The 25,993-nt window shown below is 33.7% G+C and carries 27 protein-coding genes; 10 read left to right on the forward strand and 17 right to left on the reverse strand.

Going from position 1 to position 25,993, the window contains the following annotated elements; genetic code table 11:
• Together J0M08_10030 and J0M08_10035 are read right to left on the reverse strand one after the other, a co-directional pair.
• Positions 1 to 545 (reverse strand): diaminopimelate decarboxylase (locus tag J0M08_10030; GenBank protein ID MBN8703393.1); only part of this gene is annotated, 545 nt, incomplete at its 3' end.
• 10 nt (positions 546 to 555) lie between these two features.
• On the reverse strand, positions 556 to 1,896 hold the full coding sequence (locus tag J0M08_10035) for an aspartate kinase (GenBank protein MBN8703394.1): 1,341 nt from the start codon (positions 1,894 to 1,896) through the stop codon (positions 556 to 558).
• Positions 1,897 to 2,102: 206 nt separating this feature from the next.
• On the opposite strand from J0M08_10035, the gene J0M08_10040 reads away from it, so the two are divergent.
• Positions 2,103 to 2,651 carry a hypothetical protein gene (locus J0M08_10040; GenBank protein MBN8703395.1) on the forward strand — a complete coding sequence of 183 codons (549 nt, stop codon included), beginning with the start codon at positions 2,103 to 2,105 and terminating at the stop codon, positions 2,649 to 2,651.
• Between the two features lie 20 nt (positions 2,652 to 2,671).
• On the opposite strand, the gene J0M08_10045 is transcribed toward J0M08_10040, so the two are convergent.
• Complete coding sequence (locus tag J0M08_10045; GenBank protein ID MBN8703396.1) at positions 2,672 to 2,836, reverse strand: hypothetical protein; 165 nt, start codon at positions 2,834 to 2,836, stop codon at positions 2,672 to 2,674.
• 67 nt (positions 2,837 to 2,903) lie between these two features.
• Here J0M08_10045 and J0M08_10050 point away from each other — a divergent pair, with 67 nt between their 5' ends.
• The 5 genes from J0M08_10050 to J0M08_10070 all read left to right on the forward strand — a co-directional run bounded on the left by J0M08_10050 (position 2,904) and on the right by J0M08_10070 (position 6,458).
• Entirely contained in the window at positions 2,904 to 3,821 is a 918-nt protein-coding gene (locus J0M08_10050) for a hypothetical protein (GenBank protein MBN8703397.1), read from the forward strand.
• A 5-nt stretch (positions 3,822 to 3,826) separates the two neighbouring features.
• The gene (locus J0M08_10055; protein MBN8703398.1) at positions 3,827 to 4,042 is read left to right on the forward strand and encodes a hypothetical protein; all 216 of its coding nucleotides are present in this window, start codon (positions 3,827 to 3,829) and stop codon (positions 4,040 to 4,042) included.
• An 11-nt stretch (positions 4,043 to 4,053) separates the two neighbouring features.
• Positions 4,054 to 4,434, forward strand: coding sequence for a hypothetical protein (locus tag J0M08_10060; GenBank protein MBN8703399.1), 381 nt, complete (start codon positions 4,054 to 4,056; stop codon positions 4,432 to 4,434).
• Positions 4,434 to 4,700: a hypothetical protein gene (locus tag J0M08_10065; GenBank protein ID MBN8703400.1), complete on the forward strand. Its 267-nt coding sequence runs from the start codon at positions 4,434 to 4,436 to the stop codon at positions 4,698 to 4,700. Before J0M08_10060 ends, J0M08_10065 begins: the two co-directional genes overlap by 1 nt.
• A 339-nt stretch (positions 4,701 to 5,039) precedes the next feature.
• Positions 5,040 to 6,458: a putative DNA binding domain-containing protein gene (locus tag J0M08_10070; protein ID MBN8703401.1), complete on the forward strand. Its 1,419-nt coding sequence runs from the start codon at positions 5,040 to 5,042 to the stop codon at positions 6,456 to 6,458.
• 113 nt (positions 6,459 to 6,571) lie between these two features.
• Here the strand turns inward: J0M08_10070 and rlmD are convergent, their stop codons facing one another.
• Positions 6,572 to 7,966 carry a 23S rRNA (uracil(1939)-C(5))-methyltransferase RlmD gene (rlmD, locus tag J0M08_10075; GenBank protein MBN8703402.1) on the reverse strand — a complete coding sequence of 465 codons (1,395 nt, stop codon included), beginning with the start codon at positions 7,964 to 7,966 and terminating at the stop codon, positions 6,572 to 6,574.
• A gap of 109 nt (positions 7,967 to 8,075) precedes the next feature.
• On the opposite strand from rlmD, the gene rocD reads away from it, so the two are divergent.
• Positions 8,076 to 9,293 (forward strand): ornithine--oxo-acid transaminase, encoded by a 1,218-nt coding sequence (gene rocD / locus J0M08_10080; protein MBN8703403.1) that lies wholly within the window; start codon positions 8,076 to 8,078, stop codon positions 9,291 to 9,293.
• A 12-nt stretch (positions 9,294 to 9,305) separates the two neighbouring features.
• Here rocD and J0M08_10085 read toward each other — a convergent pair whose 3' ends face one another.
• Entirely contained in the window at positions 9,306 to 9,425 is a 120-nt protein-coding gene (locus J0M08_10085; GenBank protein ID MBN8703404.1) for a T9SS type A sorting domain-containing protein, read from the reverse strand.
• A gap of 12 nt (positions 9,426 to 9,437) precedes the next feature.
• On the opposite strand from J0M08_10085, the gene J0M08_10090 reads away from it, so the two are divergent.
• The gene (locus J0M08_10090; GenBank protein MBN8703405.1) at positions 9,438 to 10,247 is read left to right on the forward strand and encodes a DUF3575 domain-containing protein; all 810 of its coding nucleotides are present in this window, start codon (positions 9,438 to 9,440) and stop codon (positions 10,245 to 10,247) included.
• Between the two features lie 84 nt (positions 10,248 to 10,331).
• On the opposite strand, the gene J0M08_10095 is transcribed toward J0M08_10090, so the two are convergent.
• The 12 genes from J0M08_10095 to J0M08_10150 all read right to left on the reverse strand — a co-directional run bounded on the left by J0M08_10095 (position 10,332) and on the right by J0M08_10150 (position 23,700).
• Entirely contained in the window at positions 10,332 to 11,522 is a 1,191-nt protein-coding gene (locus J0M08_10095; GenBank protein MBN8703406.1) for a hypothetical protein, read from the reverse strand.
• A 28-nt stretch (positions 11,523 to 11,550) separates the two neighbouring features.
• A complete protein-coding gene (locus J0M08_10100) occupies positions 11,551 to 12,018 on the reverse strand; it encodes a hypothetical protein (protein MBN8703407.1) in 468 nt (155 codons plus the stop codon).
• Positions 12,015 to 12,662 carry a uracil phosphoribosyltransferase gene (upp, locus tag J0M08_10105; protein ID MBN8703408.1) on the reverse strand — a complete coding sequence of 216 codons (648 nt, stop codon included), beginning with the start codon at positions 12,660 to 12,662 and terminating at the stop codon, positions 12,015 to 12,017. Before upp ends, J0M08_10100 begins: the two co-directional genes overlap by 4 nt.
• Positions 12,663 to 12,704: 42 nt before the next feature.
• Complete coding sequence (locus tag J0M08_10110) at positions 12,705 to 13,613, reverse strand: GNAT family N-acetyltransferase (protein ID MBN8703409.1); 909 nt, start codon at positions 13,611 to 13,613, stop codon at positions 12,705 to 12,707.
• A gap of 1 nt (position 13,614) precedes the next feature.
• Positions 13,615 to 14,625: a polysaccharide deacetylase family protein gene (locus tag J0M08_10115; GenBank protein ID MBN8703410.1), complete on the reverse strand. Its 1,011-nt coding sequence runs from the start codon at positions 14,623 to 14,625 to the stop codon at positions 13,615 to 13,617.
• Positions 14,609 to 15,514, reverse strand: a complete 906-nt coding sequence (locus J0M08_10120) for an AAC(3) family N-acetyltransferase (protein ID MBN8703411.1) — start codon at positions 15,512 to 15,514, stop codon at positions 14,609 to 14,611. Before J0M08_10120 ends, J0M08_10115 begins: the two co-directional genes overlap by 17 nt.
• A 111-nt stretch (positions 15,515 to 15,625) precedes the next feature.
• Positions 15,626 to 16,927 carry a polysaccharide deacetylase family protein gene (locus tag J0M08_10125; GenBank protein ID MBN8703412.1) on the reverse strand — a complete coding sequence of 434 codons (1,302 nt, stop codon included), beginning with the start codon at positions 16,925 to 16,927 and terminating at the stop codon, positions 15,626 to 15,628.
• A gap of 48 nt (positions 16,928 to 16,975) precedes the next feature.
• On the reverse strand, positions 16,976 to 19,642 hold the full coding sequence (locus tag J0M08_10130; GenBank protein MBN8703413.1) for a membrane assembly protein AsmA: 2,667 nt from the start codon (positions 19,640 to 19,642) through the stop codon (positions 16,976 to 16,978).
• 170 nt (positions 19,643 to 19,812) lie between these two features.
• Positions 19,813 to 20,403, reverse strand: coding sequence for a YdeI/OmpD-associated family protein (locus tag J0M08_10135; protein MBN8703414.1), 591 nt, complete (start codon positions 20,401 to 20,403; stop codon positions 19,813 to 19,815).
• Between the two features lie 128 nt (positions 20,404 to 20,531).
• Positions 20,532 to 22,037, reverse strand: a complete 1,506-nt coding sequence (locus tag J0M08_10140; GenBank protein MBN8703415.1) for an oligosaccharide flippase family protein — start codon at positions 22,035 to 22,037, stop codon at positions 20,532 to 20,534.
• Positions 22,034 to 22,804, reverse strand: a complete 771-nt coding sequence (locus J0M08_10145; protein ID MBN8703416.1) for a class I SAM-dependent methyltransferase — start codon at positions 22,802 to 22,804, stop codon at positions 22,034 to 22,036. Before J0M08_10145 ends, J0M08_10140 begins: the two co-directional genes overlap by 4 nt.
• Positions 22,805 to 22,830: 26 nt before the next feature.
• On the reverse strand, positions 22,831 to 23,700 hold the full coding sequence (locus J0M08_10150) for a hypothetical protein (protein ID MBN8703417.1): 870 nt from the start codon (positions 23,698 to 23,700) through the stop codon (positions 22,831 to 22,833).
• A gap of 164 nt (positions 23,701 to 23,864) precedes the next feature.
• Between J0M08_10150 and J0M08_10155 the strand changes: the two genes are divergently transcribed.
• Together J0M08_10155 and J0M08_10160 are read left to right on the forward strand one after the other, a co-directional pair.
• Complete coding sequence (locus J0M08_10155) at positions 23,865 to 24,851, forward strand: GDP-mannose 4,6-dehydratase (protein MBN8703418.1); 987 nt, start codon at positions 23,865 to 23,867, stop codon at positions 24,849 to 24,851.
• A complete protein-coding gene (locus J0M08_10160; protein ID MBN8703419.1) occupies positions 24,841 to 25,992 on the forward strand; it encodes a LegC family aminotransferase in 1,152 nt (383 codons plus the stop codon). The genes J0M08_10155 and J0M08_10160 overlap by 11 nt, the downstream gene beginning before the upstream one ends.
• Position 25,993: the final 1 nt, after the last annotated feature.

The raw sequence follows: 25,993 nt of genomic DNA on the forward strand, positions 1-25,993 counted from the left end.
TTTACGGCTTTTAGTTTATTTATAAGTTCCATAACACTTTTCAGCTCCCACCTATTTATACCAAATTTATTCTCTTCAAGCCCAGTAGTAATGTAATGATGGGTGCGTGCATCCACATTGGGATTGATGCGTAAAGCTATTGGTGCTATCTTACCTTTGTTTTCAGCCAACTGATTTATAACTTCTATCTCCTGAATAGACTCACAATTGAAACAAAAAATATTTTGGTCAAGTGCAAAATTTATTTCATCGTCCGACTTACCAACGCCTGCAAATACCACATGTGATGAGCCAAACCCAATTTCAATTGCCTTTTTAACTTCATTTCCACTTACACAATCAGCACCTAAACCGTGTTTATTTATTATGTCTAGTATCTTGTTGTTTGAATTAGCTTTTAGAGCATAATGCACAGCGTATTTATACTTACTGGCTTCCTGAACAATCAATTGAAGTGTTTGCTCTAATAGCAATGTATTGTAAAAATAAAACGGTGTTTTATTTTGCTGTAAAATTGCAGAAGGTAAATTGAAATGTGGGCTCATGGCAAACTAGTTAAACAACCTCTTTTAAAGAAGTAAAATCGAACAATCCGTTATTTAAGGCAACAAGAGTATCTTTTTTCAACTTCGAATCAACTAAAATAGAAATATTGTGTTTACTTCCTCCGTAGGATATCATTCGAATTGGAATGTGCTTAAGTGAGTCGAATACTTTCGATGCATACCCTTGTGAACTTGCCGAAAAATCGCCAACAATACATACAATGGTTTGCTCTTTATCAACTTCAACAAAACCAAATTTTTGCAAATCTTCCACTATTTTATCTAAGTGTAAAGAATTATCAATTGTTAGCGACACAGCCACCTCCGATGTAGTAATCATATCAATTGGAGTTTTGTATCTTTCAAAAACCTCGAATACTGTTTTTAAAAAACCATACGCCAAAAGCATTCGTCCCGATTTTATTTTAATGGCTGTAATTCCATCTTTTGCTGCTACAGCCTTTATAGCAGAACCTTTAGCATGTTCTGTTATTAATGTCCCTTGAGCCTTAGGCTGCATAGTATTTAATAATCTAACAGGAACTTTTCTTTTTTGTGCAGGTAATACACAAGTAGGATGCAAGATTTTAGCCCCAAAATACGCCAACTCAGCAGCTTCATCAAACGAGAGCTCTGTTACGGGTCTTGTTTTATCAACTACCCTTGGGTCGTTATTATGCATGCCATCAATGTCCGTCCAAATTTGTATTTCATCGGAACGAAGCGCTGCACCAACAAGCGTTGCAGTATAATCACTTCCTCCTCTCTTTAAATTATCAATCTGTCCAAACGAATTTCGGCATATATAACCTTGGGTAATGAATAAACTTTTGCCAGGATATTTATTTAACTCAAACTTTAAATATTTTTCAATGTATTCTAAGTCTGGTTCTTCATTCTCATCAATCCGCATAAAATTAAGTGCAGGCAACAATACCGAATCAACACCAATTTCACCTAAATAAAAGTGAAATAATGCTGTAGATAATAATTCTCCTTGCGCAACAATAACTCGCTCTTCATGAATAGTAAATAAATCTAAGGTAAAAGAACGTAAATAGTCGAAATGATTCTTTACTAACTCATTTCCTTTCTCAACATTTTCTTGTTTTTTATATAACTCAAGTACAACTTGAGAATATTTGGTTTCCAATTCATTGATTAATTCCTTTGCCTGTGCATGCTTCTTTTCATATAGTAGATTTGCAATATCAACCAAAAAATTTGTGGTACCTGACATGGCAGACAAAACAACTATTTTGGGCTGTGCATCGTTAATTAGATTGGCTACAGACTTCATTCGCTCTGTGGAACCAACGGATGTTCCACCGAATTTTAATACTTTTAGCATATCATATTTGTTGTAACAGTAAGATACTAGATAAAAGATAGTTGTGCAAATAAGAGGAATAGCTTCCGAAAAGTTCAAGAAATAAAAATTATAAGTTAGATATCAAATCGCACTTATTCACAATTCGACTTTAATAACTATTTATTGGTGGGCAAAAAAAGGCAGAAAATGGTTTGTAGGTTTAATTCAACTAAAATCTAAATAAAATGTGTACTGCTAATAGTTGGGGTGCTCGATTAATACTAATCTTACTCCCCTTGATTGCGCTTGCTAGTGCTGCTTTTAGTCAAACTACAATACTTGATATTGATTCTAACGAAAATTGTTTAGCAATTAAAATTTCGTTGCTAAACAAAGAGCGCAAAATATTAGGTGCAAAAATAAAATTGTACGAAAACAATACGCTTGATTCTGAAATAGAAAATTCCGTATTAGTAGAAAAAATAATCCTTAAAAGAGAACGCCACTATACTGTTGAGGTAAATAAAGAAGGGTTTTATCCTCGACTTATTTCGATTTCCACCGTTATTCCCAAAGCATTGAAAGTAAAAGATGATTTTCTATTTGAATATGCTATTGACTTAGAGTTAATACCCGTTTCAAAGGAAAAAATTGATTCCTATTACATGGATTTTCCAATTGCTCTAATATCGTATGACGAAAAAAAGAAACGTTTTTTCTACCGTGAAAAATATACCAACCACATAAAAGACAGTATAGAGAAAGAAGTTGGAATTGAATTTTCCGGCAAATAAACTTGCTCTATTTCTTAAATCTAATGAGCTACTAAAATTTTTCTTGTTAAAACATCGCTTGACGTTTTAACCGTTACCCAATAAAATCCATTTACAAGTTGAGCTGTATTTACGAGTGCTTTATTCGTAGCTAATTCATACTCTTTAAAAAACTGCTCCCGGGAGAATCCACAAACGAATTTCACTAATTCTTTGAAATTTCAAAGGAACTAGAAAAAGGCTAAATTTAGAACAGAGAAAATCGGTAGAAATTTGAAAGTAGATTCAAAAACCAACATCAACTTTATAGCAATAGAGTATTACTCTTTTGGTATGAATATGCCGGGTAGAAGTTTTAACTCTTCTACATATAACTACTCATTTAACGGAAAGCTTGATGATGCTGAAGTTGAAGGACAACAAGATTATGGGTTCCGTATCTATGACAAAAGGTTGGCGAGGTTTAAATCGGTTGACCCACTGACAAAGAAGTTTGCTATGTTAACACCTTATCAATTTGCATCTAATACTCCTATTCAAGCAATAGATATGGATGGGTTGGAAGCAATTATGTTTACGATTAAACAGTGGAAAAATTCAGATGGGAAAACACAACAAAGTGTTAACACCGCTTATGATGTTGGCAAAAAAGGTGATGAAAGAGTATTAACGGTAGTTCACAATTTAGATAATGGAAAAACTCAAGAAATGTTGACAAGTCCTATTGAGGTTGTTGGGCAAGCAAAGGGACAAAGCTTCGGGCAGAAGACAGAAAACTTTTTGTATTCTCTTGATAAAGCCTTACCTAAAGGAAGTATAGAGGCATATAATGATAATGCCTCTTATGAGGGAGAAGCCGGAATGTTAAAGGGAGCTGATGTTATTGATAATACCGGAACATTGTTTAAGGCTACTGTTATTGGAGCTCCTCTTGGGGAAGGGTTATCTATTATGTCTGACATAATGAAAACTGGGCTTGATTTCAAAAATAAGGATAGTAAAACAGCTTTAAAAAACACTTTTATTAGAGGGCTATCTTTAGGTGCAGGAAAAACATTAGATAAGTCTGTTGATTTAGTTAAAGGCGTTTCAAAATCAACAAAAGAGGCTGTGAAAATAACCAATGATAAACTTTTAGATACCTATAAAGATAACGCAACGGAAAATCCCAAAGAGCCTAAAGGGGAATAGAAATTATGGGAGAATATTTAGAGTATTTTTTACTACAAAGTTATGTTGGTGCTCTCTTGTGGATAGCTTTTGGAATTTGGATTATTAGATTTGTATTGAAAAATCCAACTAAAATGGAAGGTGATTCACAAGGAGGAGATATGAAAGGTTGGGCAGCCGGAATTTTTAGTATAGGTGGTGGAATAACTATAATAATATTAAAATTACTGGGGAAACTATAATATTATAACTAATGAAAAGGATAATTATTTTTTTGGGTTTAATACTGCTAATAATCAACTCAGCATATAGTCAGAATTTATCCTGTAAAAAATTTAGAGCAGGTAAATTTGAAATCTATGCTGATACATTTCGTATTGAATTGGAAAGGAAAGGAAACTATCAATATGAAAAAGCTCCTTTTGGGACTTCAAAATATAAGATTGAATGGACTTCAGAATGTGAATATGTTTTAGAATTGCTTGAAACAACAATTGTAACAATAAAGCAAAATATCGGAGAAAAGTATTTTGTTAAAATTATTGGGGTAAAAGATGATACATATAATTATGAATGTAGAGTCAAGGGTGTTAATTACATTGACAAAGGAAGTATTACAAAAGTGTCAGATTAGTGAATTTTTGGAAACCTGATGTGATTAGTTCAAATGATTATTATAGTTTCGGACAATCCATGCCGGGCAGAAACTTCAACGCTTCTACATATAAATTCTCTTTCAACGGAAAGCTTGACGATGCTGAAGTCGAAGGTCAACAAGATTATGGTATGAGGATTTATGATAAGAGATTGGGTAGATTTAAATCGGTTGATCCGCTATCAGGTAAATTCCCCCACCTCATCCTCGTTTGTAACGAGGATGTTTCTATAGTTCGTTTTTAACGCTGGACGGCACACCGCACACTCCACAAAAGTTTTGCAACAATTCTTTGAACCTGCCGGTCTTCATGCAAGCCTAAGCTATGGCAGGCGGGATTTCAAAACCTTAACTGCAAAAACGGCCCTTTTTGCGCGTTTTTTGCAGTTGAAGAAATAATTAGTTCAAAAACAAGTTATGAAGTGTGGTTAAATAAAATTTAATTATCGTAGTGCCTCAAAACAGTGGTGAGGCGCTAGAATCTTTACTAACAAAGGAGTATAGGCTTGCCTCTCACTGCTCACAGAAAACACATTTAACAACCCTTTAAAAAACATATATTCAAAAACTAGTATATTTAACCAATGAATATTCGTAAACTTATAACACAAGGCGAAAGCGAAACAGTAGAGTTTAAACAAAGTTTCAATAAGCAAGAGATTAGCGAAACGCTATCGGCTATGGCTAATCGCAATGGAGGTGTTATTCTGATAGGGGTAACAAATAATGGCGAAGTTAAAGGAGTACAGCTTGGGAAAGAAACACTACAAGAATGGCTTAATCAAATTGGGCAAACTACCGAACCTAGGCTTATTCCATCCTTACTAGAGTTTAAGACAAAGGGCAAATCAGTGGTTGCCATCGAAATAGCTCCATATCCCATAAAACCTGTTAGTTGTAATGGTCGCTGTTATCTTAGAGTAACCAGTAGCAACAAACAGCTTAATGCGAAAGAGATTGCAGATTTGCATTTACAAACTACCCATAATAGTTGGGATACCTTTTTAGCAGCCGATGTTGAGCTATCGGATATAAATCTAAATTTTGTCAAGCAATTTTTTGCGAGAATAAAATTATCAGGAAGGCGCAATTTAGCTGGCACCGGAAGTATTATTGAAACACTTCAAAAGCTAAAACTACTAGCTAAGGGAAAGGTAACATGGGCCGCCTTTTTATTGTTTAAGAAAAATAGACACGCCCTACCCGCCACGGCAATAAGAATAGTGCGTTTTAAGGGCGATACAACAATTATAGACGATAATTTTATAGAACAACCTTTATTCAACATAATTGAACCAACAATAGCAGCCATTAGAAAAAATTTAAGGGTACAATATATTATTACAGGAAAGCCACAAAGAGATGAAATATGGGAATATCCTCTTGATGCAATACGCGAAGCGGTTGTAAATGCTATTTGCCACAGAGACTATGTTCATAATGCAGATATTCAAATTAAAATATTTGATGACCACATGAGTATTTGGAATCCGGGCAAACTCCCCTATAATATTACCATAAAAGATTTACTTAATAATGAGCACAGCTCCAATCCTAGAAACAAACTAATAGCTCAAGCTTTTTATGATATGGGAGAAGTAGAAAGAATTGGAAGCGGTATAAAACGTATAATGGATGCATGCGAAAAATCAAAACTTCCAATGCCAGAAATAAAAGAAGCGGAAGGTGGATTTTATGTAATTTTTAGACGCCCTAAAGAAAATATTTATAATCCCAGTTTTGAAAATGCAGTTTCTTTAAACGAGCCATTTACAAAACATTATAATACTCCTGAACCGTTAAAAAATCGCCAAGTAGAAGTGATTAATTATGTAAAAAAGCATAGTCGCATTACAAATTCAGAATACCAAGCCCTGTTTAATGTTTCTCATCGTACAGCTGCAAGAGAGTTGTCTGATTTAATTACTAAAAATATTTTAAACCGCGTTGGAGTAACCGGAAAGGGGACCTTTTATGTATTAAAAAACACCAACGTGCCATAACGTGCCAAACGTGCCAATTTTTATGGCACGTTTTTAACTACAAGGCAAAACGCAAACAAAAATATAACCTTTACAACCCACTACAGTTACGACATCCACGAAAATAACCCAAACTATCTTTTATGCAACAACGCTATGTTCTCAACATGGGTAGTATGAGGAAACATATCGAACGGTTGAATTAACACAACCTCATACAGCTCTTTTAACAATGCTAGGTCTCTTGCCTGAGTAGCAGGATTACAGCTTACATAAACAATTTTATCGGGCACTATTTCTTTGATACGATTTACAACATCTTCGTGCATGCCTGCTCTTGGAGGATCTGTAATTATTACATCTGGCTTTCCATTTGCAGCAACAAAATCTGTTGTTAAAATATCTTTCATATCCCCAGCAAAGAAAGAAGTGTTGGTAATTTTATTTATTTCTGAATTGTATTTTGCATCATCAGTTGCCTCTTTTACATATTCAATCCCAACAACGGCAAGCGCTTTATGAGCAACGAAATTTGCAATAGAACCTGTTCCTGTATATAAGTCATATACCAATTCATTGCCTTTTAAATCAGCTAAATCGAGCACAGCTTTGTACATTTCATGCGCTTGAACAGGATTTGTTTGAAAAAAAGATTTAGGCCCAATCTTGTATTCTATTTCGCCAAATTTTTCTACAATATGATCTTTGCCAGAAAACACAGTAAAAGGTAAATCGCCAACAGTATCATTCTTTTTATGATTAATAAAGTAAAGCAAACTTGTAATTTGCGGAAAAGTAGATTTCAAATGATTCATCAATCCTTCAATTACCTCTTTCTCGTTTTCAAAAAACACAACGGCCACCATCCATTCACCAATAGTTGTATTTCGAATCAACAAATTCCGCAACAACCCTTTTTGCTCGCGGATATCATAAAAGGACACGTTGTTTTGTAGTGCATATTCCTTAACAGTATCCCTTACATCATTGGAAAAATCGTCTTGTAAATAACACTTGTCAATATCCAACACCTTATCAAACATTCGTGGAATATGGAATCCAAGACCATTCCTATTTTCAAACTTCTCTTCGCTTTTTATTTGTTCGTTGGTAAGCCACTTTTTTGCTGAAAAAGTAAACTCCAATTTATTTCTATAGTTGTAATGATTTGCAGAAGGCTTAATTGACCTTATTTCCTTTATATCAATTTTGCCAATTCTTGTAAGTGCATCAACAACCTGCTTTTGCTTGAACTCTAATTGGTATTTATAATCAATGTTTTGCCATTTGCATCCTCCACAAACACCAAAGTGGCTGCAAGCCGGGTTAGCTCGCTTTTCGGAATACGAGTGAAATTTAATTGCTTTCCCCTCGGCATACTTATTTTTTTTCCGTGTAATTTCCACATCAATAATATCACCGGGTACCGCATTTGCAATAAAAATAACCAACTCATTATGTTTAGCCACAGCCAAGCCTTCCGAGCTAATATCAATTACTTGTAAATTTTCTATAATCTTCGTATTCATTGGAGCCTAACTATTAAATTTCAAAACCACAATAAATATCAGTATTTTTGGATTATAAATGGCTATCGAGTAAGCAAGTAATTTTAGATGTATGGAAATCGCAACACAAATGAAAAATAAAACCTCCGATTATTATATTAATTTAGAAGAGAAACACGGTGCTCACAATTACCACCCACTTCCGGTTGTTCTAGAAAAAGGAGAAGGTGTGTATGTTTGGGATGTAGAGGGTAAAAAATATTTTGATTTTTTATCTGCTTATTCGGCCGTTAATCAAGGGCACTCGCACCCTAAAATTGTGAATGCACTTATCGAACAAACTAAAAAATTAAGTTTAACATCCAGAGCTTTTTACAATTCATCGTTAGGTGAGTACGAAGAATTTATTACCACTTATTTTGGTTTTGATAAAGTGCTACCAATGAATACAGGAGCAGAAGCTGTTGAAACAGCCTTAAAGCTTTGTCGCAAATGGGCTTATGAGGTAAAAAACGTTCCTTCTAACCAAGCAAAAATTATAGTTTGTGAAAATAATTTTCATGGGCGAACGATTTCAATTATCTCAGCTTCTACAGATGCCGACTCTACGTCAAATTTTGGGCCCTATACTCCGGGGATTTTAAAAATTCCATATAACAATAGTGAAGCATTAGAATCGCTGCTAAAAAGCGACAAAACCATTGCAGGATTTTTAGTAGAACCAATACAAGGAGAAGCGGGTGTAATTGTGCCAGATAAAGGATATCTAAAAACGTGTTACGCAATATGCAAAAAATACAATGTACTATTTATTGCAGACGAAATTCAATCAGGGCTAGGCAGAACAGGAAAACGTTTGGCTTGCGACCATGAACAAGTAAAACCCGATATTTTGATTTTGGGAAAAGCACTATCCGGTGGTACGTATCCTGTTTCGGCTGTTTTAACATCTAATGAAATTATGCTTACCATAAAACCAGGTCAGCATGGTTCTACATATGGCGGAAATCCTGTTGCTTGCAAAGTAGCGATTGCAGCTATAAAAGTTTTGGAAGAAGAAGAAATGTATAAAAACTCCGAAGAGCTTGGAAAAATTTTAACTGCAGAATTAGAAAACATAAAGGAAAAATCATCTTTTGTAAAAGCAGTACGTGCAAAAGGCTTGTGGGCAGCCATAGAAATAGATTCCACAAAAGGTAAATCTGCATGGGACGTTTGTATTGATTTAAAAAATAACGGGTTGCTTGCCAAACCAACTCACGAAACAATCATACGCCTTGCCCCTCCTCTATGTATTACCAAGGACGAGTTATTGGAGTGTATTGCAATTATCAAAAAGTGTTGCTAAATTTTTCTATATCTATTTAGAAATAATTATTTTCTTAGCAGAAGAAACACCTTCATTTTCTATTTTTATCAAATACATTCCTGTGGGAAGCACTGATAATTTTGTATCTTGCGCACTTAATTTTAACAACAAACACCCCTAATTATGAAAAAAACAGTTTACTCCTTTTTGCTAGTTTCTATTCTTGCATTGCCTGCATTGGCGCAAGAGCCAACACCGGCAATGGCTACCGATTCAACAACAGTGCCGGCTCCTCCTGCAGTGGTTATGAATACAGAAAAACCAAAATCTATCCATCCGAATGTTATAAAACTAAACCTCTTTGGATTGGGTGCAACAAGTTTTAATTTTCAATATGAAAGAGCTTTACACAAAAACATATCAGTTGCTCTAGGTGTTGGATTTTTACCTTCTCGTGGTTTACCTTCAATTTTAACAGACAACGATAGCAGCGGAACACTTTCTCAAATGAAGTTGAGTGGATTTTCCATCACACCTGAATTTCGATTCTATCCTGGTAAGAAACAGGAAAAGCAAGCCCCAAAGGGATTTTATATTGCTCCATATCTTCGTTATTCTAAATACAGCATGTCAACTTCTTTCCTTTTTGAGGACTCAACTGGTAGTGGTATTAGCAAAATTCCGGTGGATATGAAAATTTCTTTTTCTGGTATAGGTGGAGGATTAATGTTTGGCTGTCAGTGGTTAATAAAAGAACGTGTTTCTATAGACTGGTGGATAATTGGATTCCATGGCGGAGCATCAAACATAACGGGTGAAGTGTCTAGTTATGTTATAGCGCAAGACCCGGATGAATTTAAAGAGCAGTTGGATGAAATTGAAATTCCGTTTGGTTCTGCTACAAGCAGCGTTTCTGGAGACAAAGCCTCGTTAAAAATCACTACGCCATTTGCTGGAATAAGAGGCGGTTTGTGTATTGGATTTGCTTTCTAATACTTTTATTACTTAAAAAGAAAAGGTGCAAGAATTAATATTCTTGCACCTTTTCTTTTTAAGTATTTTACTACGCTCCTTACTTTAGGCCACTTTAAAAGGAGCTCTAAGTTCAAATTTACTAGGCTTTATTGCTCCTACAATTGACTTTACTAATTTATTTGTAAGTATATTCTTATGTCGAATATACAACTTCATATTAACTGGTAATGCACCAACCGAGCTTTTAATTTCTTCGGCAGTTCTACCAAAAGATAATTGACTACATCTTCTTGTTATAGCTAAAGCAACATAATCATACAACATTCGGGAGTATAACGCATACTTTTGATTCAAATTGTAATTAATTCCAACATAGTTTGCATCCAAAGTAGCATTTGAAATAAAGGCGGTACTAAAACCAACCAAGTTTTCTTCTACAAAATATCCGGTAAATATAAAATCTTTCTTTAGTGCCTTTTTTAGATGGCAAAACACATCGGCATTCAGCTCTCCGAACTTAAATAACGATTTATCTAACACTTGACCATACAAGTAATTTATAGTTGCTGAATATTGTATTATATCCTTTGCTTCAAATTCCTTAACTACAACATCCGTTGATTTTTTATAGGCCGCTTTAGCTTTTGTTCTAAACTTGGTATTCATACTCAACAAATAGTCATCAAACGACTTCCAACTGTCAGACAATGCTAATACCATATTTACATCTGCAAAAAAACCTTTGAAGCCAACACCTTCAAATTCATTTGCTACGGAAACAGAAGAAGGCCAGAACTCTTTAGCTAAAACTAAAGAAGCGCCAAGTTCTTTTTCTTCTCTCTTTTGCAAAAGCAATAACTCTTTCGCTAGATTTATATATGCTTGAACAGCAGAAATATCATTAACGAATAAAAATCCGTTTTCTCCACACGAAAAGGGATTCCCACAAACTAAAACTTTAGCTCCTAATGGATCTACTATTTTATCTTTTATTGTATTGCGGACCGAACAAAACTGTTCGTGCTCTTTTCGGCCCTTATCAATAAACAATAAACATTGAACAACAGCAATAGCAACAGGTTTAGAAGCTGCATTATAAAAAAGCAAATAACGAAAAGCAATATCTCTTTTTAATGATTTTTCGATAGCCTGCAAGTAAGCCAAAGACAGATAAATATTTCTATCATTTAATACTAGATTCCAGTGATCGCTATTAATCTTATCTACCGAATTAACAATAACGGTATTCAACTCTCGTGTCTTATTACTTTTTTTTGCTAAGAGCAATGTCATATATCGAATATAAATTTACAATTGAGAACTAACTAAGCAAACTTAGTATGCTGCTATAAATATATTTATAGAAAAAATACAACCCAACTGCATACATAAATATAGATACAGACATGTACAATATTACACGCTGCTTATTTTCATAGTAGCGCATTGCAATAAAACAGCCTAGCGGAATAGATAGAAAAAGTGGTGTAATAACAGCGATTCCTGTAAGTCCTAATTTCATCTTTGTCCAAACAATTACTCTGTTTGTTTTTGTAAACTTCCGCTTTGCTTTTTTTTGCTTTTTATCCTTTACTTTTTTCAACCCTTTAATAAGCCAATCGCTTAAATATGTAAAAAAAACGGTTCCGGTAATACCACCAATTGTGGTAATAGTAACGGATTTAAAAAAAGAAAATTTGGCAAAAATTGCCGCAGGAACGCCACCTATTCCAAATTTGATAGCACTGAGAATAAATACACTTACGATTTTCCAAAGTTCCTCGTTCATAATTTTTCTCCAAATGCTAAATCTCCGGCATCACCTAATCCCGGAACTATATAGGAATGCGAATTCAATTCTTTATCAACCGCTCCAATCCATATATCTACATCCGTCCCAAACTTAGACGATACAAAGTCAACCGCCTTCTGGCTCGCTATAATTGATGCAATGTGCACTTTTGCCGGCTTCCCATTCTTTAACATTTTTTCATACACCCCAAACATAGATGAACCACTTGCCAACATTGGGTCGCAAAGAATTAAGGTTTTCCCAGTCAAATCAGGGCATGCCATATATTGTATTTCGACACTAAATTCAGTTTCGCTAGAATACTTCCTAAAGGCTGTAATAAAGGCATTTTCAGCTTTGTCAAACACAGACAACATTCCATAATGAAAAGGCAGTCCGGCACGCAATATAGTGGCTAAAACAGGCTGCTCAGCTATAACATTCTCTTTTGCTAAGCCCAAAGGAGTAGTAATTTGCGCAGATGAGTATGTAATTTTTTTACTTATCTCATACGCCATTAACTGGCCTATGCGTTCAATGTTTTTTCTAAATCGCAAAGCATCCTTTTGAATAGATACATCGCGCATTTCTGCTATATAATTATTCAGAATAGTATTATGGGTATTGAAGACTGTAACCATACTTTAAAATACGAATTAAATAGGTTAATCCGTAATGTTGGTTTATTTTTTAAATACTGAAATTATTCTAGGAAGTTTATTATACTTAAAATTTAAATATGTATAATCAACTGCACCGAAGCCCTTGTTAAATCGAGCAACAGAATCGACATTAGAGCCTCCAAAATCTAAAACAAAATCTTTGTTTTGATACTCTTTAATAACCTTATCCATGATGTAATGCATGGCACCAATACTTTTCCCTACTTCGGTTGTAAATCCTTTAAAATACAAGACTCTGTTTTGCCAAACAAGATAATACGAAGCTGCAATAACTTCCTGCTCCTTTTTCAATACATAAATCTTCCCAACGCCATTAGCAGTAGATTGTTTCATAATTTCAATCATCATTTTATACTCCTTGGAGTTGTATGCGCTAATCTTTTTATGTGTATATTTTTTAAACAAGCGAACAAAGTCTTCCGCCTCAATTGCCGTATGTAGAGCAAAAATATTCTTTTGAGCTTTCTTTATATTCCGAACCGTATTTTCTGAATATTTCTTCACGCTATCAGAATGCGACTGATTAAGCTGCAACATCTGAGAATGCTTTGCTGTAAGCTTTACTTGACCCAAGTATCCAACAGTAGGAATATTGACATCTATAAACTTATAATCAGAAGTTATTTTAACCAATGCTTCTTGTAAGAGTTTGGTGTATATACTTTTATTGCTGGTATAAACATCAAAATAATTGGTAAAATGTGGTTGATATAAATAAGATACTCCAAATTTTTTCCCCACCGATAGCGGAAAAACGGCCTCATAATCATTAAACACCAATGCTTGCCATTTAGGATTTGTACTATCTAAATACCAACTCAATGCCAACACACTCGAATTAAAACTCTCTGTAATCGCTTTATCCCAGCGCTTTTTATCAATATTGGAAGAAGAAATTACTTTCCACATGTTACTTAAAAAATTGTTGACTAAAGGTAGTAAAGTTGTATTTGCGAATATTGTTTTGCAAATATTCGTCCAATTTTTTTAATGAATAATGTGTTAGTGCTTTTGGATGACCAATTACAACCATATTTGCAACACCTTTCTTTTCTGCATTTTCAGACTGCTTTTCTAACAGTGAAGCAAAATATCCTTCAATATTTGCACAATTAAGAGTGAATTGTGTAAGCATTTTTTTTCTATAGCCTTTTACAGAAATAGAATACCCATCTCCTATTGACTTGTGCTCCTTTGGATTTAACCTTCCCAACAAAAAAAGTTTCCAAAAGAAAAATGGAGCTATCTTTTCCGAATAAATAGGAAGCTCTAGAAAGTCGCCATTTTTATCTTCCACAGTTACATCGTTCGAAAACCTCCATTCGTGCATATCTGGGCAATTTGTAAAATCATAATTATAATTGGCAAGCACCTGTTTTCCTCCTTTATATACTGTTGAATCTATCTTTACACCAATCTTACTCAACGCATTTCTAAATTTTGCAAATGGCTGTATACACCAACCTCCGGCTCTAAATGTATGAAGTGGTTTTTGTGTTACCTGCAAAAGCTCATCTGCATATTTCAAAATTATTTGCTCAGCTTCTTCATCAGAGAAATCGGAAATTTTATACCTGCTCACATCCATCGACCACTCGCTACCGTTGTAATAAGCATCCTCCCAGTGTGGATGAACGTGTAATTGAACATCATGGCCAAGAGCTACTAAGTTTTTGATTTGATGGGTAACGGAAGCATAATCATTTTCCAACTGCTTAAATTTTCCCTTTAATTGCTTTAGTTTCACTAAATATCCTGCATCTACAAAAAAGGTAAAGCACACCTTATGCTTTTTAGCTATTTCAATAAGTCTATTTGTTGGGAAAAGCATACACTTTTCGGCACTCCCAACTTTAGTGCCAAAATACAATTCGTAATCAAGTGTGATATAAATATTCATGTTGCTACTTACTAATGCCATTGGGAGAATACATCGTAATTCCCCTTTCATTAAAAATCCGAATCATGCATTGCAACATTTCATTGGCATCAATAAGCATTGCATCTGCATTGCCAATTTTACCATGTTTTATTATTCCTGCCTCATCAAAATAACGCTGTAACGAATTTGGCTTTCTAATATAAGCATATTTAGGATCATGAACTTTGGTATCAACTGTATGCCGCACTCCTTCGTAATCAATCACGTTTGCCTTAAAGTTTTTAGGATAATAAACATCCGGCATGTAACTAGGAAGTAAATCTTCTACAACGTGTAAATTGATACAGACTTCAACTTTTACACCAAGCAATAATATCTTTCCATTCTTTAAACACAATTTATAGAATGGCGACTTATCGTTATAAGGTGTAAGTTGATTAAAATGTTCCTCTACAAAATACGAAGCCAAAGGCCCCTTGGCTGCAACAGACTCTGTGGGATGTATACTTCGCTTTACCCCAGGCATTTTCCTAAAAGTTTCTGTAATTGTACCGTATAAAGAAGGAGTATTGCGAACATCAAACACAGGATTCTCTTCCAAATAATGTTTATATAGTTTATTAGCTGTAGATGTTGGACATAACAATGTTCCATTTGGAGTAAGTACATTCAACAATGCATCAATTACAGCTTGCGCCCCCCCTTGCACTACACCTATTTTTCGCAAGCTGCTATGAACTATAACAGAATCGCCCTTTTGCAAACCTATTGCCGCAAGATCTTCCTCTAATTGCTTTTGAGAAACTACATTTCCTAACAGTTCTTGTTTATGAAGTCTCCTACGCCTTATGTATTTTTTTAATCGTTTACCATATACCAACACAAAAGGAAAAAACAACTTAAGAATTGAGTAAATCCTTTCTTTCATAAGTAATGTTCTTTGTTTTTCAATGTCATATGGTGTAGTATTGTAAACTTAAGCGGTATAAGCATTTCTAGAGGATAGTTATTTAATGGATTACTTTTTTCAATTATCAAACTATTGTGCATAATCTACCATCTCTTCATAGATACTTCGCCATCCTTTCCAAATTCCTAAATCACTTAACGTATCATTGTGCCACAAACTAATAAAAGTTCCATTCACGGCTTTAATATTGTCTATTAATGGCTTTATGTAAGACATTGCATTCTCAGAATCAATATTCATATAATACTTTAAAGTCCCCTCCATCATTGCAAATGGATGAATTCTAAGTTTTGTTTCCGATTCACTGTCTAAATCATAAAAATAAAATGGAGTACAAATACTTGCCCGAAACCCTACTTGAGATGCGTAGCCCATCGTATAATCATCCGTTATATCAAAATCAATTAAATTTCTGTATGTTTCTGGAAGAGTAAGTTTTAAGAAATGCTGTCTACTTTGTGTGATTTCTCTATGCAATATTTTTGAAAGTATATTGATTTCCGACTTCAACTGCTCTTTGTCTTTATTAGAACCAAATGAAGGATGAATGCCTACTTGAGCATAATCTGCAATATTTTTGATAAGCGATTGAAATTTTTTATTGTCGGGCGATAAATTCTTGTCATTTAACCCGTATGTTCCCAGAAGAAAAAAATAAATAGTTGTTACTTTCTTACGTTTATGAAACTCCAGCTGATATTGAAATGTATCATACGGATCTGCCTGCAAACGCAACAACACTCTGGTACGGTCTTTTAGTGCTTTTGTATTAAAATCAATAATTGATTTTGCATACCCGCCAAGTGTCCTAGCCAAGCCTTTTTCTTTGTAAGCATAGGCATTATCAATATCAATAGTAGAAATAAATTTATAGGTTGGTTCTTTAAAAATAACAGATGGATATTTATTTTTTAGTATTTGCTTTATCCATTGCGCCCAAGTATTAACAATTGGAGTTTGTAAAAAATTATTCTGAAAGGCAAGACTGTCTTTGGCTTCAAATCTATCGTAGGCATCTCTAATATGTGGCAAATACTCTTCGTATCTGCTTACCAAATAAAAACCTGCAGCAAAAACATCAAAAGGCAATACAGATTCATTGCCAACCATAAAAAATATTTTTGAACCCAAATAATCCGACACCGCAATATTTTGGTCTAAAATTCCCGTCTCAAAAAGCATTGTTCTCGACTGAAAATGAATTTCATCTTTTAGTGGAAGCTCAGAATAGCTTATTTTAGGAAGCTCTGAGGTAATAAAATCTTGTCGAGAAGTAGTTAGCTTATAGTCGATACCCAATAAATCCTTAAAATAAAGATTGAATGTATATTTTAACCGAGGTGTTATTTTGTACGAATAAACTAATAGCATTTGATTAGCGTTAGGATTTAGGTGCTCGTTAAATCAACCAATTAAAAATTACTTCGGCTTTTTAAACAAATCCTTTATAGCATCTTTACCTTTTTCTTCCGCTTGTTTTTTAAGCTTATCGGCTTCCGCCTTCGCTTTTGCTTCCGCTTCTTTTTTCAATCTATCGGCCTCTGCTTTTGCTTTTTCTTCGGCTTCTTTTTTTAATTTATCTGCTTCTGCTCTTGCCTTATCCTCTAACTCTTTTTTCTGTTTATCAAACTCTTCTTTAGCCTTCTCTTTTAAATCATCTACCGCTTTGTTTTTTGCATCTTTTAAACTGGTTGAAATTGTCGGCTTCAAAATTGTTCCTCCAATCAGTGCTTTCAAACTTACAGTTTCACCAACAGATAAATTTGCACCTTTGCTGTTTGCCTGCGCTAACAAACTATTTACAGCCGCATTTGCTTGAGAGCCAAATTCAGAACGAGGAATTTCTAAATCCATTGTGTAGTTTATTGTTTGATCGAAACTGTTGTAGCCTTGTACAATTCCTTTTGTATTGCCGGTTTTCATTTCAAATGGTTCTACATTTATTCTACCATCTTTAAAAGAGTAAGTAATATCTAAGTTTTGCAAATCCATCTTTTTATACTTCTCCATTTTCAGAGCATCTGCCAATTTGTTTAGTGGCTCAAAACCGGAAACAGTAATAGCTTTGGTTTGCAACTTTCCTCCGCCAGCCATAGTTTCGTATTTAGGCATCATAGTTTTGTCAAGTACAGACTTTAATTTTAACTGCGTTGAAAAATTTCCTTTGGTATATTGTGCAACCGGAGCCAATTTCTGCACGGTTACAAATGCTTTGTATGTGGACGGAATATCAAAATTAGAAATTCCTAAATCAAAATCGATTGTTGGATTTTTTACATTTTGTGTGTTATAAATTCCTCTCATTGTCATTTCTCCGCCAAGTGTATGCAAGCTCACACCATTCATTTGTACTTGTTGGTTTCTAATAACTATTTCGCCTTTGGTATTTGTTATTACTAAATTATCATACAACAATTTAGAGATGGAAGAATTAAGTACAAAATCTATATTAGCAGGCACCTCCACAACCGACATTGGCGCTGTATCAGCAGCAGCAGGAGTTGCGGAAGCCGTTGAAGCATCGTCTGCCATAAATTGATTTACATCAAAAAAAGTAGAATTAAAATTGAAATGCCCCTTAAGCAATTCATTTTTAAAATAGTATTGTAAGAAATTATCAATCTTTCCGTTGGCTTGAAAGTCGCTTTTACCAAGCATTCCGCTCATCTCTTTTAAATCAACAAATTGAGGAGAGAAAGCCAATACCATCTTCTTTACCGATAAATCATATGGAGTATCTTTGCTTTTGTATGTTACATTGGCAACTTCCAATGTCCCCTTTGCGTTGAACTCTTCGTATTTTTCCTTCTCGATAGAAGACATTTTACCCTTTAAATCTAAATCAGCAGCAATCTGCCCTTGCATTTCAGAACCATCGGTAGGCATAAAATCTCTTACACTTGCTAAATCTACTTTACCTTTTATGGAACCATTTATATTGGGGTCGGAAACGGGTGTTGCAATATGCATAAGAACATCCACAGGATTTCCCGCCATTTCTGCATGAAATTTATTTATGTCAATTAGTGTATTGTCCGGATCTCCGGTTTTGTTATTTACATGTACATCTAATTGAATATTGTTAACCGACTTTGGCAAAGAAGGATATTTAAACATGGCATCTTTTACTACTAGATTTAGAGCAAAAGCTGGCATTTTCTTTTCGTTATAAATTCCTTTTACAAAACCATCAAATCCAAGCGATCCGGCAGTTTTAATATTCGCAAAATCTGCGGAATAAGCACTTGGTATCAAAGACAAAAAACTTTTAAACTCGCTTTGCAACGCTTTAAAGGTCAAATCCATTTCCATATCCTCTTTAGGCATTGCAAAAAATCCGTCAAATTGAAAAGACAACTCATTCAAATCAATTTTATTATCCTTAAACACAAACTTAAAATTGGGCATATTTGCATCTAAATCCATTTTAATAACAGTTTTTGCTTTTGATAAATAATTTACGCCTCCATAACCCATCGTAAATTGTTTAATCTCCGTAAGTGTTTTTAATAAGAAATCGTCTTGCGTAAAATCTCCACTTAGTTCGTGATTCATGCCAACTAGAGCTGTGTAAAAATCGAGAGATTTATCGTCATAAATAATGTTGGCATCATTAATTACAAACGACTTAAGTTTCATTTTGAATTTAGTAGCAGCTTCCGGTTCAGCTGCTTTCATAGTATCTGTGCTTGGTTTGGCAATATCCCAGTTCGCTCTTCCATCTTTCAACACTTTTGCGAAAATATGCGGCTCAACTAATTTTATTGAACGGATAGAATACTCTTCTCCTTTTATCACACTCATCAAATTCAATGAAACTGATATTTGCTTCGAGGAAATAAGTGTATCTCCTTCAAAATCATTTACACCAACAATTGATAAATTATCAATTGCCAATCCGAAATAAGGAAAAGAACTTAAAAGCGTTAAATCAATATCTCCAAAATCAACTTTTGCATTCAAATTTTCATTTGCCTGCTTTTTAACTTCTGCAATTATTTTTCCTTTAAACATAAACGGCAAGGAAATTATTACAACCAATAAAATTATAACAACTATAAAAAACCATTTAAGTACCTTTTTCATATTATAGCGCGATTTTAAAATGTTTGTCAAATTTAGTCAACAGAAAACTAGCGAACAAAGTATTTTGGCTTAAAATCAATAATAATGAGTGCTTTAAATTCAATATCTTAGTTATAGAAAATCGACTCATTACTACTAAGTGCAAAGCAAAACTAGGATTTCATTCTTTTCTACTTACGTTTATTATCATTCAACCCTATTCCGTTGAGAATTTGCTTGATACACTTTTCAATTCTAGACACTCGTGTTTGGGATTGTTTGGGTGTAGAAAAATGAAGAAGATAGGCTCTTTGTCGGCCGGGAGTCAATGAATTAAAAGCAATTTTCAAGTCTGGCATTTCCTTTAACTTATTTTGAAATTCTTTAGGCATATCGAACTCAGTAGTTTTCTTGAATTCTACCTTCAAGCCAGCTTTTTCTATTTCAATAGCTTCATGTATATATGCTTTAACAGTTTTCGCCATCTTATCTATTTCTCTTTCACTTGTAAAACGAATCTGCCGGGCAGCCTGTACATTCTTTGTTTGCTGAACAAGAATACTATTAGTATCTTTTAGCAAAGCGCCTTTAAAAAACAAAAGCGCACAATATTCTTTAAATACGTGAATTAACACAATGTTCTTTTTCTGAAAATTGTAACAAGGCACACCCCACTTTACATCTTCTTGTAGGGCACAATCAAGAACTATTGTCCTCAATTTTTCCAATTCTGCCTGCCACTTTTGGGCTCTATTAAAATAAAAATCAACCTTTGGGTTCATGTTTAACTATTTTAAGTTTTAATAATCTACGTCCGCACCATTTCAAAACTTGAGGAAGGAAAAAGTTTTGGGGTATCATATTGGCAAAGTCAAAATCAATGGAAACACTTTCATTTTCAGAAGTGCTATTACTTATTCACGTTTATGGACTTATTCCTTTTCAAATATTTATCAAAAAAAGAATTAAAATCGTGTGATAATTTTAGTAAATAGATGGGCAGAACAAAAAGCAGTAATACCATCATACTTCTTATTATTCCATCCATGTAAACGTTAGTGAAAGTTGGTATAAAATGAATGATAATAGTTGCAAATGCTCCTATTAGTGTAATAATTAAAATAGCTTTACTAAATGGTTGAATTTTAAAATTATACTGAACAAAATACAATCGAATCAAGTTTGAAACAACAATTGTAAGCATGGTAGCCAATGCAGCTCCATCAATACCTAAATTGAGATTGACAATAAAAACATAGCACGAAACAAAGGTGAGTATTGCAAAAAACAATGAAAACAAAATTTCGTATTTATATTTCCTCGATGTGCTAATTATCAAACCATTTAAGCCGGTTATCATATCAAAAAGGCGACCTAATGCAACAAATAAAAAAACATTTTGCGCTCCCCTATATTCCATTGGAAGAAAACTCAATAAATTGTCAATATTTACCCATAATACAATAAAAAGCCCCCCTCCTATTATTGTATTAATCAAGCTAACCTTCTTATACAACACCTCCATTTTAGTTAAATCATTTTCTCTCCAATATTCGGCAACCAAAGGGCTTGTCATGCGAGATAGCGCTCTGTATGGCATCAATATCAAACTACTTATATAAAATACGGTTGAATAAATTCCAAAATGATACAATCCATTATCCATCAAGCCTGTAATCAACAGACTATCCATATTCAATATTAAAGAGCCACTGGCTATTGTTAAAATTGTAAAACCACCATAAATCAAAATTTTCTTATACAGCTTTTTAATTCTAAATGTAAGCTCAACCTTAAGTGTAAATTGTTTGAGGTAAGCGATATACGCCAATAAAATTAAGGCAGTCGAGCTATTGACAATTACATATATAATAACAAACTGATGAAAGCTTATCAAATTAATAGCATAAAGCAAAATACAGATTGTAATTAAGAGTCGAAGCAGCACTTCGTTTACAAATACAGGAACAACAGATTTGTATATAGACCTTAAAAATGAATCAAAAAATAAATAGAAGGTAGTTGAAATTCCAAGAGGGATTAGATATAAATAATACTCGGCTATTAAAGGCGATTTAGAGCCGAAATGCGTTGTAATAAAACCATCGAAATACAGAAATACAAAGGCCATTAGTAAACTTCCAATTGCAGCAAGCGCACTTCCCCAAAATAAAAAACCATGATGTTGTCTAGCTCTATCATTAAAATAGGGAAAGAATCTGAGTGTAATAGCTCCAACACCAAGCATGGAAAACTGAGCAAATACAATAGCAATGTTTATCATTACATTGGCCAACCCAACTTGATCCGGAGTTAAATAATTGGGAAATAATAATGTCTTGTTTATGTAACCGATAATAACTCCAATGTAGGAGATGATGGTAATTAATAAACTATATTTTCTAATTGAACTCAATTACTTTTTTTCTTTTTTCTGGCAAATACAAGTATAGAGGTGGATTTAAAAGGAATTGAAGTGGTATCTGAATTGAAAAAACCACCAACTACAAAATTTTTAAACCTCCCCTCCTTTAAAACATCCATTGGGGCTGTTATATAAGCTGTAGATAGAATTTCAAACCCAACACTCTCTAATAACTTTGTAATTCTCGATTTAGTATAAATTCGGGCATTTGAGTAACGTTCATGAATAAATTTAGGCAACCACGAAAAAAACGGAACCCGATTCCATGGTAATAAAGGCAATTTGGCTCCATGTGTTTCAAAAATCCACCATTTATTTGGAACTGTTATAGCAATCAGTCCATCGTCTTTCAGTGAATCGTAATAAAACTTCACACTTTTTTCATTGGGAAGATGTTCAATAACTTCGAAACTGATTATTCTATCAAACTGTTTAGGCAGATTGTCTTTATCTATATCAAACAATTTAAAATCACAATTGTCAATTTTTGTTTTTGATTTATATTTTTCAAACTCTTCTTTGTTTTTTTCATTGATATCAATACCTAAACAATGCTTCATTTTTGGCGCAAGCATAAAAACAGATGCTCCGTTTCCACAACCTATATCAAGTAGTTCTTTATCTTTTCCAATAAAATCGTTGAACTCCTCAACTAGTTTACACCTACGCTCAATAATTTTATCCGTAAAATCAGCAGGACGCCCAAGGTATTTATCACCTTCAAACAACTCATCCGGAACTCTTTCTTCGTATCGCATTTATTCTATCTAGTGGGTACCAAAAATTACTTATAAATATCTAAATCGTGCTTTTTAGAAAAAGAATCAACCAAGCCTTCTTTATCTAAGTTTACAATAGGAAACGCTTTGAATTTTTCTAAATGTTTAAAATTATAATGATGGAAATATAGCAATTCACCTATTGATTTTGAATGAGAGTCGACCACCTTTCTAGGTGGTTTGTTATCTGAATTGTAAAAATGTGTATCAATGTAGTACATTCCATTATTTTCATCTACAACAACATTCTTAAAATAGTTGTTATCAAAACCGCATATATATATATTCTTATAGCCCATAAAACAAGCTATTGCCAATGCTTTATATGCCGTCATACTTAAGTATCCAGCAGGTTTTAATATATTGACATTGTTAGAAAAAAAGTTGGCAGAATCAAAAAAAGCATATTTAGTTTGAAAAGGAGCTTTTGTATAGTATTGCGCTGATATAAAAACTTTAGTTTTGTTTTCTAAAAGTTTATCCACATCTTTTTTCAACTCCTCTTTTCTAATTTTTGACAAACGCTCCTCGCTTATTGTTTCTGGCACGATATAAGCAGGATCACTTATTATATAATAATTGGGCTTAACCAAATCAGCAAAAGTGGAAGTGATATAAGAGTTAACTGCTAAAACTTCATAATCTCCAGTTCCCTGTAACAAAGCCACTTTATCAGCAGAAATTTTACCTAATGATGGACCATTTGCAAAAACAATGGCACACTTATCTGCCTTACTATTTTTTAATTCTTTTGTTTTCGAAATTACCCCAAATCCCAACGGATAATACTTGAATAAATAGTAGTAATAGTTTTTTAGTTTTGTTTTAAACCAAAACAAAATTATACCCACTATATTTAAATCTAGATATTTCATTTATTAAACGTAATCAGCAACAATATAGTGCTAATTTTATTTCCTTTCCTCTCTTTAAAATTTTATATTTACTTAGTATTTAAATAATTACGAAATAAATGAGGTTGTTTTGTTTCAAATTTACATAATAATTTAACACTCATCTTACATACTTAATTAACTGAATGAAAAAAGTATTAGTAACAGGTTCCGGAGGATTTATTGGTAGCCATTTAACAGAGTTGTTAGTTGACCAAGGTTATCAAGTAAAGGCATTAGTGTCCTACAAATCAACCGGATCGTATGGTTGGTTAGACACCTTTCCAAAAGAAAAATTGGAGGCAATTGAGGTAATATCAGGAGACATAAGAGATAACAGTCAAATGATAAGTATTACAAAAGATGTAGATACCGTACTTCATTTGGCTGCATTGATTGCTATTCCATATAGTTATCAAGCACCTAACTCCTACATAGATACTAATATTCAAGGGACAGCTAATATTTTAAATGCATGCTTGCTTAATAATGTTAGCCGAGTAATTGTAACATCTACATCTGAAGTATATGGTACAGCATTGTATGTTCCTATTGATGAAAAACACCCTAAGCAGCCGCAATCCCCCTATTCTGCTACAAAAATTGGTGCTGATAGTATCGCAGAATCTTTTTATAGAAGTTTTAATCTTCCATTAACTATTGTACGACCATTTAATACGTTTGGTCCACGACAATCAAATAGAGCTATTATTCCAACCATTATTACACAGCTGCTTTCCGGTTACGAACAAATAAAATTGGGCACATTATCTACTACACGAGATTTTTTATACGTAAAAGATACGGCCAATGGTTTTTTAGAGGTTGCAAAAAGCACCAAACTGTTAGGTCAAGAAGTTAATTTGGCAACAGGTCAAGAAATAAGCGTAGGTGATTTAGCGAAAAAAATAATGCAATTAACAGGCAAACAAGCTAAAATTATACAAGAAGAAAAACGAATGCGCCCCGACAAAAGTGAAGTAGAAAGGCTATGTGGTGCTTATGATAAAATAACTAGTAATTCCTCATGGAAACCTAATTATGATTTAGACAAGGGACTAAAGGAGACCATAGAATGGTTTAGTAAAAAGGAAAATTTAAAACTTTACAAAAGCAATATTTATAGTGTTTAGCGATTTTACACAATTTTGTAGAGAACAATTTAAAGAACCATCTGGCTCTATTCCGCTTCATCGCCCCTATTTTATTGGTAATGAAAAAAAATATGTGGCAGATGCTATAGACTCTACTTTTGTTTCTTCAGTAGGCGAATATGTAAACCTTTTCGAGAAAAACTTAAAAGACTATTGTGGTGCAAATTATGCAATAGCCTGTGTTAATGGAACTGCAGCTCTGCACATATCATTACTTTTGGCAGGTTTAAAATCCGATGAATTGGTTATCACACAACCATTATCATTTATTGCAACCTGCAATGCAATAAGTTATATAGGCAGCCAACCTCTATTTATAGATATAAACAAAGAGACACTTGGTCTTTGCCCAGAAAAACTTTTAAATTTTTTGAAAGATAAAACTGAGATAAGAAAAGATGGTTTCTGTTATCATAAACCATCGGGTAAACGCATAGCAGCTTGTGTTCCAATGCATACCTTTGGACACCCAGTGCAAATAGACTCCATTGCTGAAATTTGCTCAAACTATAATATTCCATTAATAGAAGATGCAGCAGAATCAATTGGTAGTTTTTATAAGGGGAAACACACCGGCACATTCGGATTATTAGGCACACTTAGCTTTAATGGGAACAAAACCATTACATGTGGTGGTGGTGGCGCTATACTTACCAACAACAAAGAAATTGCTCAAAAGGCAAAACATTTAACCACTCAAGCAAAAGTTCCACATGCATGGGATTTTGTGCACGATGAAATTGGATACAACTACAGAATGCCTAATTTGAATGCAGCTCTGGCATGTGCTCAACTAGAAAACCTTAATCTATTTTTAGAGAAGAAAAGAGCTCTTGCTGCTTCTTATAAACGATTTTTTGAAAAGAACAACATTGCATTTATTCATGAACCGAAGGATTCAAAGTCAAACTATTGGTTAAATGCAATTTTATTAAACGATAGAACTCAACGCGATGAGTTTTTAGCATTTACGAATTCAAACGGTGTAATGACAAGACCATCTTGGACATTAATGAACAAACTTGTTATGTTTAAAGATTGTATTACAGAAAACATTGATAATGCTATTTATATTGAAGAACGATTAGTAAATATTCCAAGTAGTTATATTCCTTATTAAA

The organism is Bacteroidota bacterium, from assembly GCA_017303975.1.
In the GTDB taxonomy this organism is placed as follows: Bacteria; Bacteroidota; Bacteroidia; order JAFLBG01; family JAFLBG01; genus JAFLBG01.

Bases quoted from the DNA above. Each gene is read 5' to 3' on its own strand.
- J0M08_10145 (MBN8703416.1), bottom strand. From the start codon at position 22,804: ATGCGATACGAAGAAAGAGTTCCGGATGAGTTGTTTGAAGGTGATAAA.
- J0M08_10125 (MBN8703412.1), bottom strand. From the start codon at position 16,927: ATGCTATTAGTTTATTCGTACAAAATAACACCTCGGTTAAAATATACA.
- J0M08_10095 (MBN8703406.1), bottom strand. From the start codon at position 11,522: ATGACATTGCTCTTAGCAAAAAAAAGTAATAAGACACGAGAGTTGAAT.
- J0M08_10110 (MBN8703409.1), bottom strand. From the start codon at position 13,613: ATGTGGAAAGTAATTTCTTCTTCCAATATTGATAAAAAGCGCTGGGAT.
- J0M08_10115 (MBN8703410.1), bottom strand. From the start codon at position 14,625: ATGGCATTAGTAAGTAGCAACATGAATATTTATATCACACTTGATTAC.
- J0M08_10055 (MBN8703398.1), top strand. From the start codon at position 3,827: ATGGGAGAATATTTAGAGTATTTTTTACTACAAAGTTATGTTGGTGCT.
- rocD (MBN8703403.1), top strand. From the start codon at position 8,076: ATGAAAAATAAAACCTCCGATTATTATATTAATTTAGAAGAGAAACAC.
- J0M08_10130 (MBN8703413.1), bottom strand. From the start codon at position 19,642: ATGAAAAAGGTACTTAAATGGTTTTTTATAGTTGTTATAATTTTATTG.
- rlmD (MBN8703402.1), bottom strand. From the start codon at position 7,966: ATGAATACGAAGATTATAGAAAATTTACAAGTAATTGATATTAGCTCG.
- J0M08_10155 (MBN8703418.1), top strand. From the start codon at position 23,865: ATGAAAAAAGTATTAGTAACAGGTTCCGGAGGATTTATTGGTAGCCAT.
- J0M08_10035 (MBN8703394.1), bottom strand. From the start codon at position 1,896: ATGCTAAAAGTATTAAAATTCGGTGGAACATCCGTTGGTTCCACAGAG.
- J0M08_10100 (MBN8703407.1), bottom strand. From the start codon at position 12,018: ATGAACGAGGAACTTTGGAAAATCGTAAGTGTATTTATTCTCAGTGCT.
- J0M08_10070 (MBN8703401.1), top strand. From the start codon at position 5,040: ATGAATATTCGTAAACTTATAACACAAGGCGAAAGCGAAACAGTAGAG.
- J0M08_10120 (MBN8703411.1), bottom strand. From the start codon at position 15,514: ATGAAAGAAAGGATTTACTCAATTCTTAAGTTGTTTTTTCCTTTTGTG.
- J0M08_10150 (MBN8703417.1), bottom strand. From the start codon at position 23,700: ATGAAATATCTAGATTTAAATATAGTGGGTATAATTTTGTTTTGGTTT.
- upp (MBN8703408.1), bottom strand. From the start codon at position 12,662: ATGGTTACAGTCTTCAATACCCATAATACTATTCTGAATAATTATATA.
- J0M08_10135 (MBN8703414.1), bottom strand. From the start codon at position 20,403: ATGAACCCAAAGGTTGATTTTTATTTTAATAGAGCCCAAAAGTGGCAG.
- J0M08_10090 (MBN8703405.1), top strand. From the start codon at position 9,438: ATGAAAAAAACAGTTTACTCCTTTTTGCTAGTTTCTATTCTTGCATTG.
- J0M08_10060 (MBN8703399.1), top strand. From the start codon at position 4,054: ATGAAAAGGATAATTATTTTTTTGGGTTTAATACTGCTAATAATCAAC.
- J0M08_10040 (MBN8703395.1), top strand. From the start codon at position 2,103: ATGTGTACTGCTAATAGTTGGGGTGCTCGATTAATACTAATCTTACTC.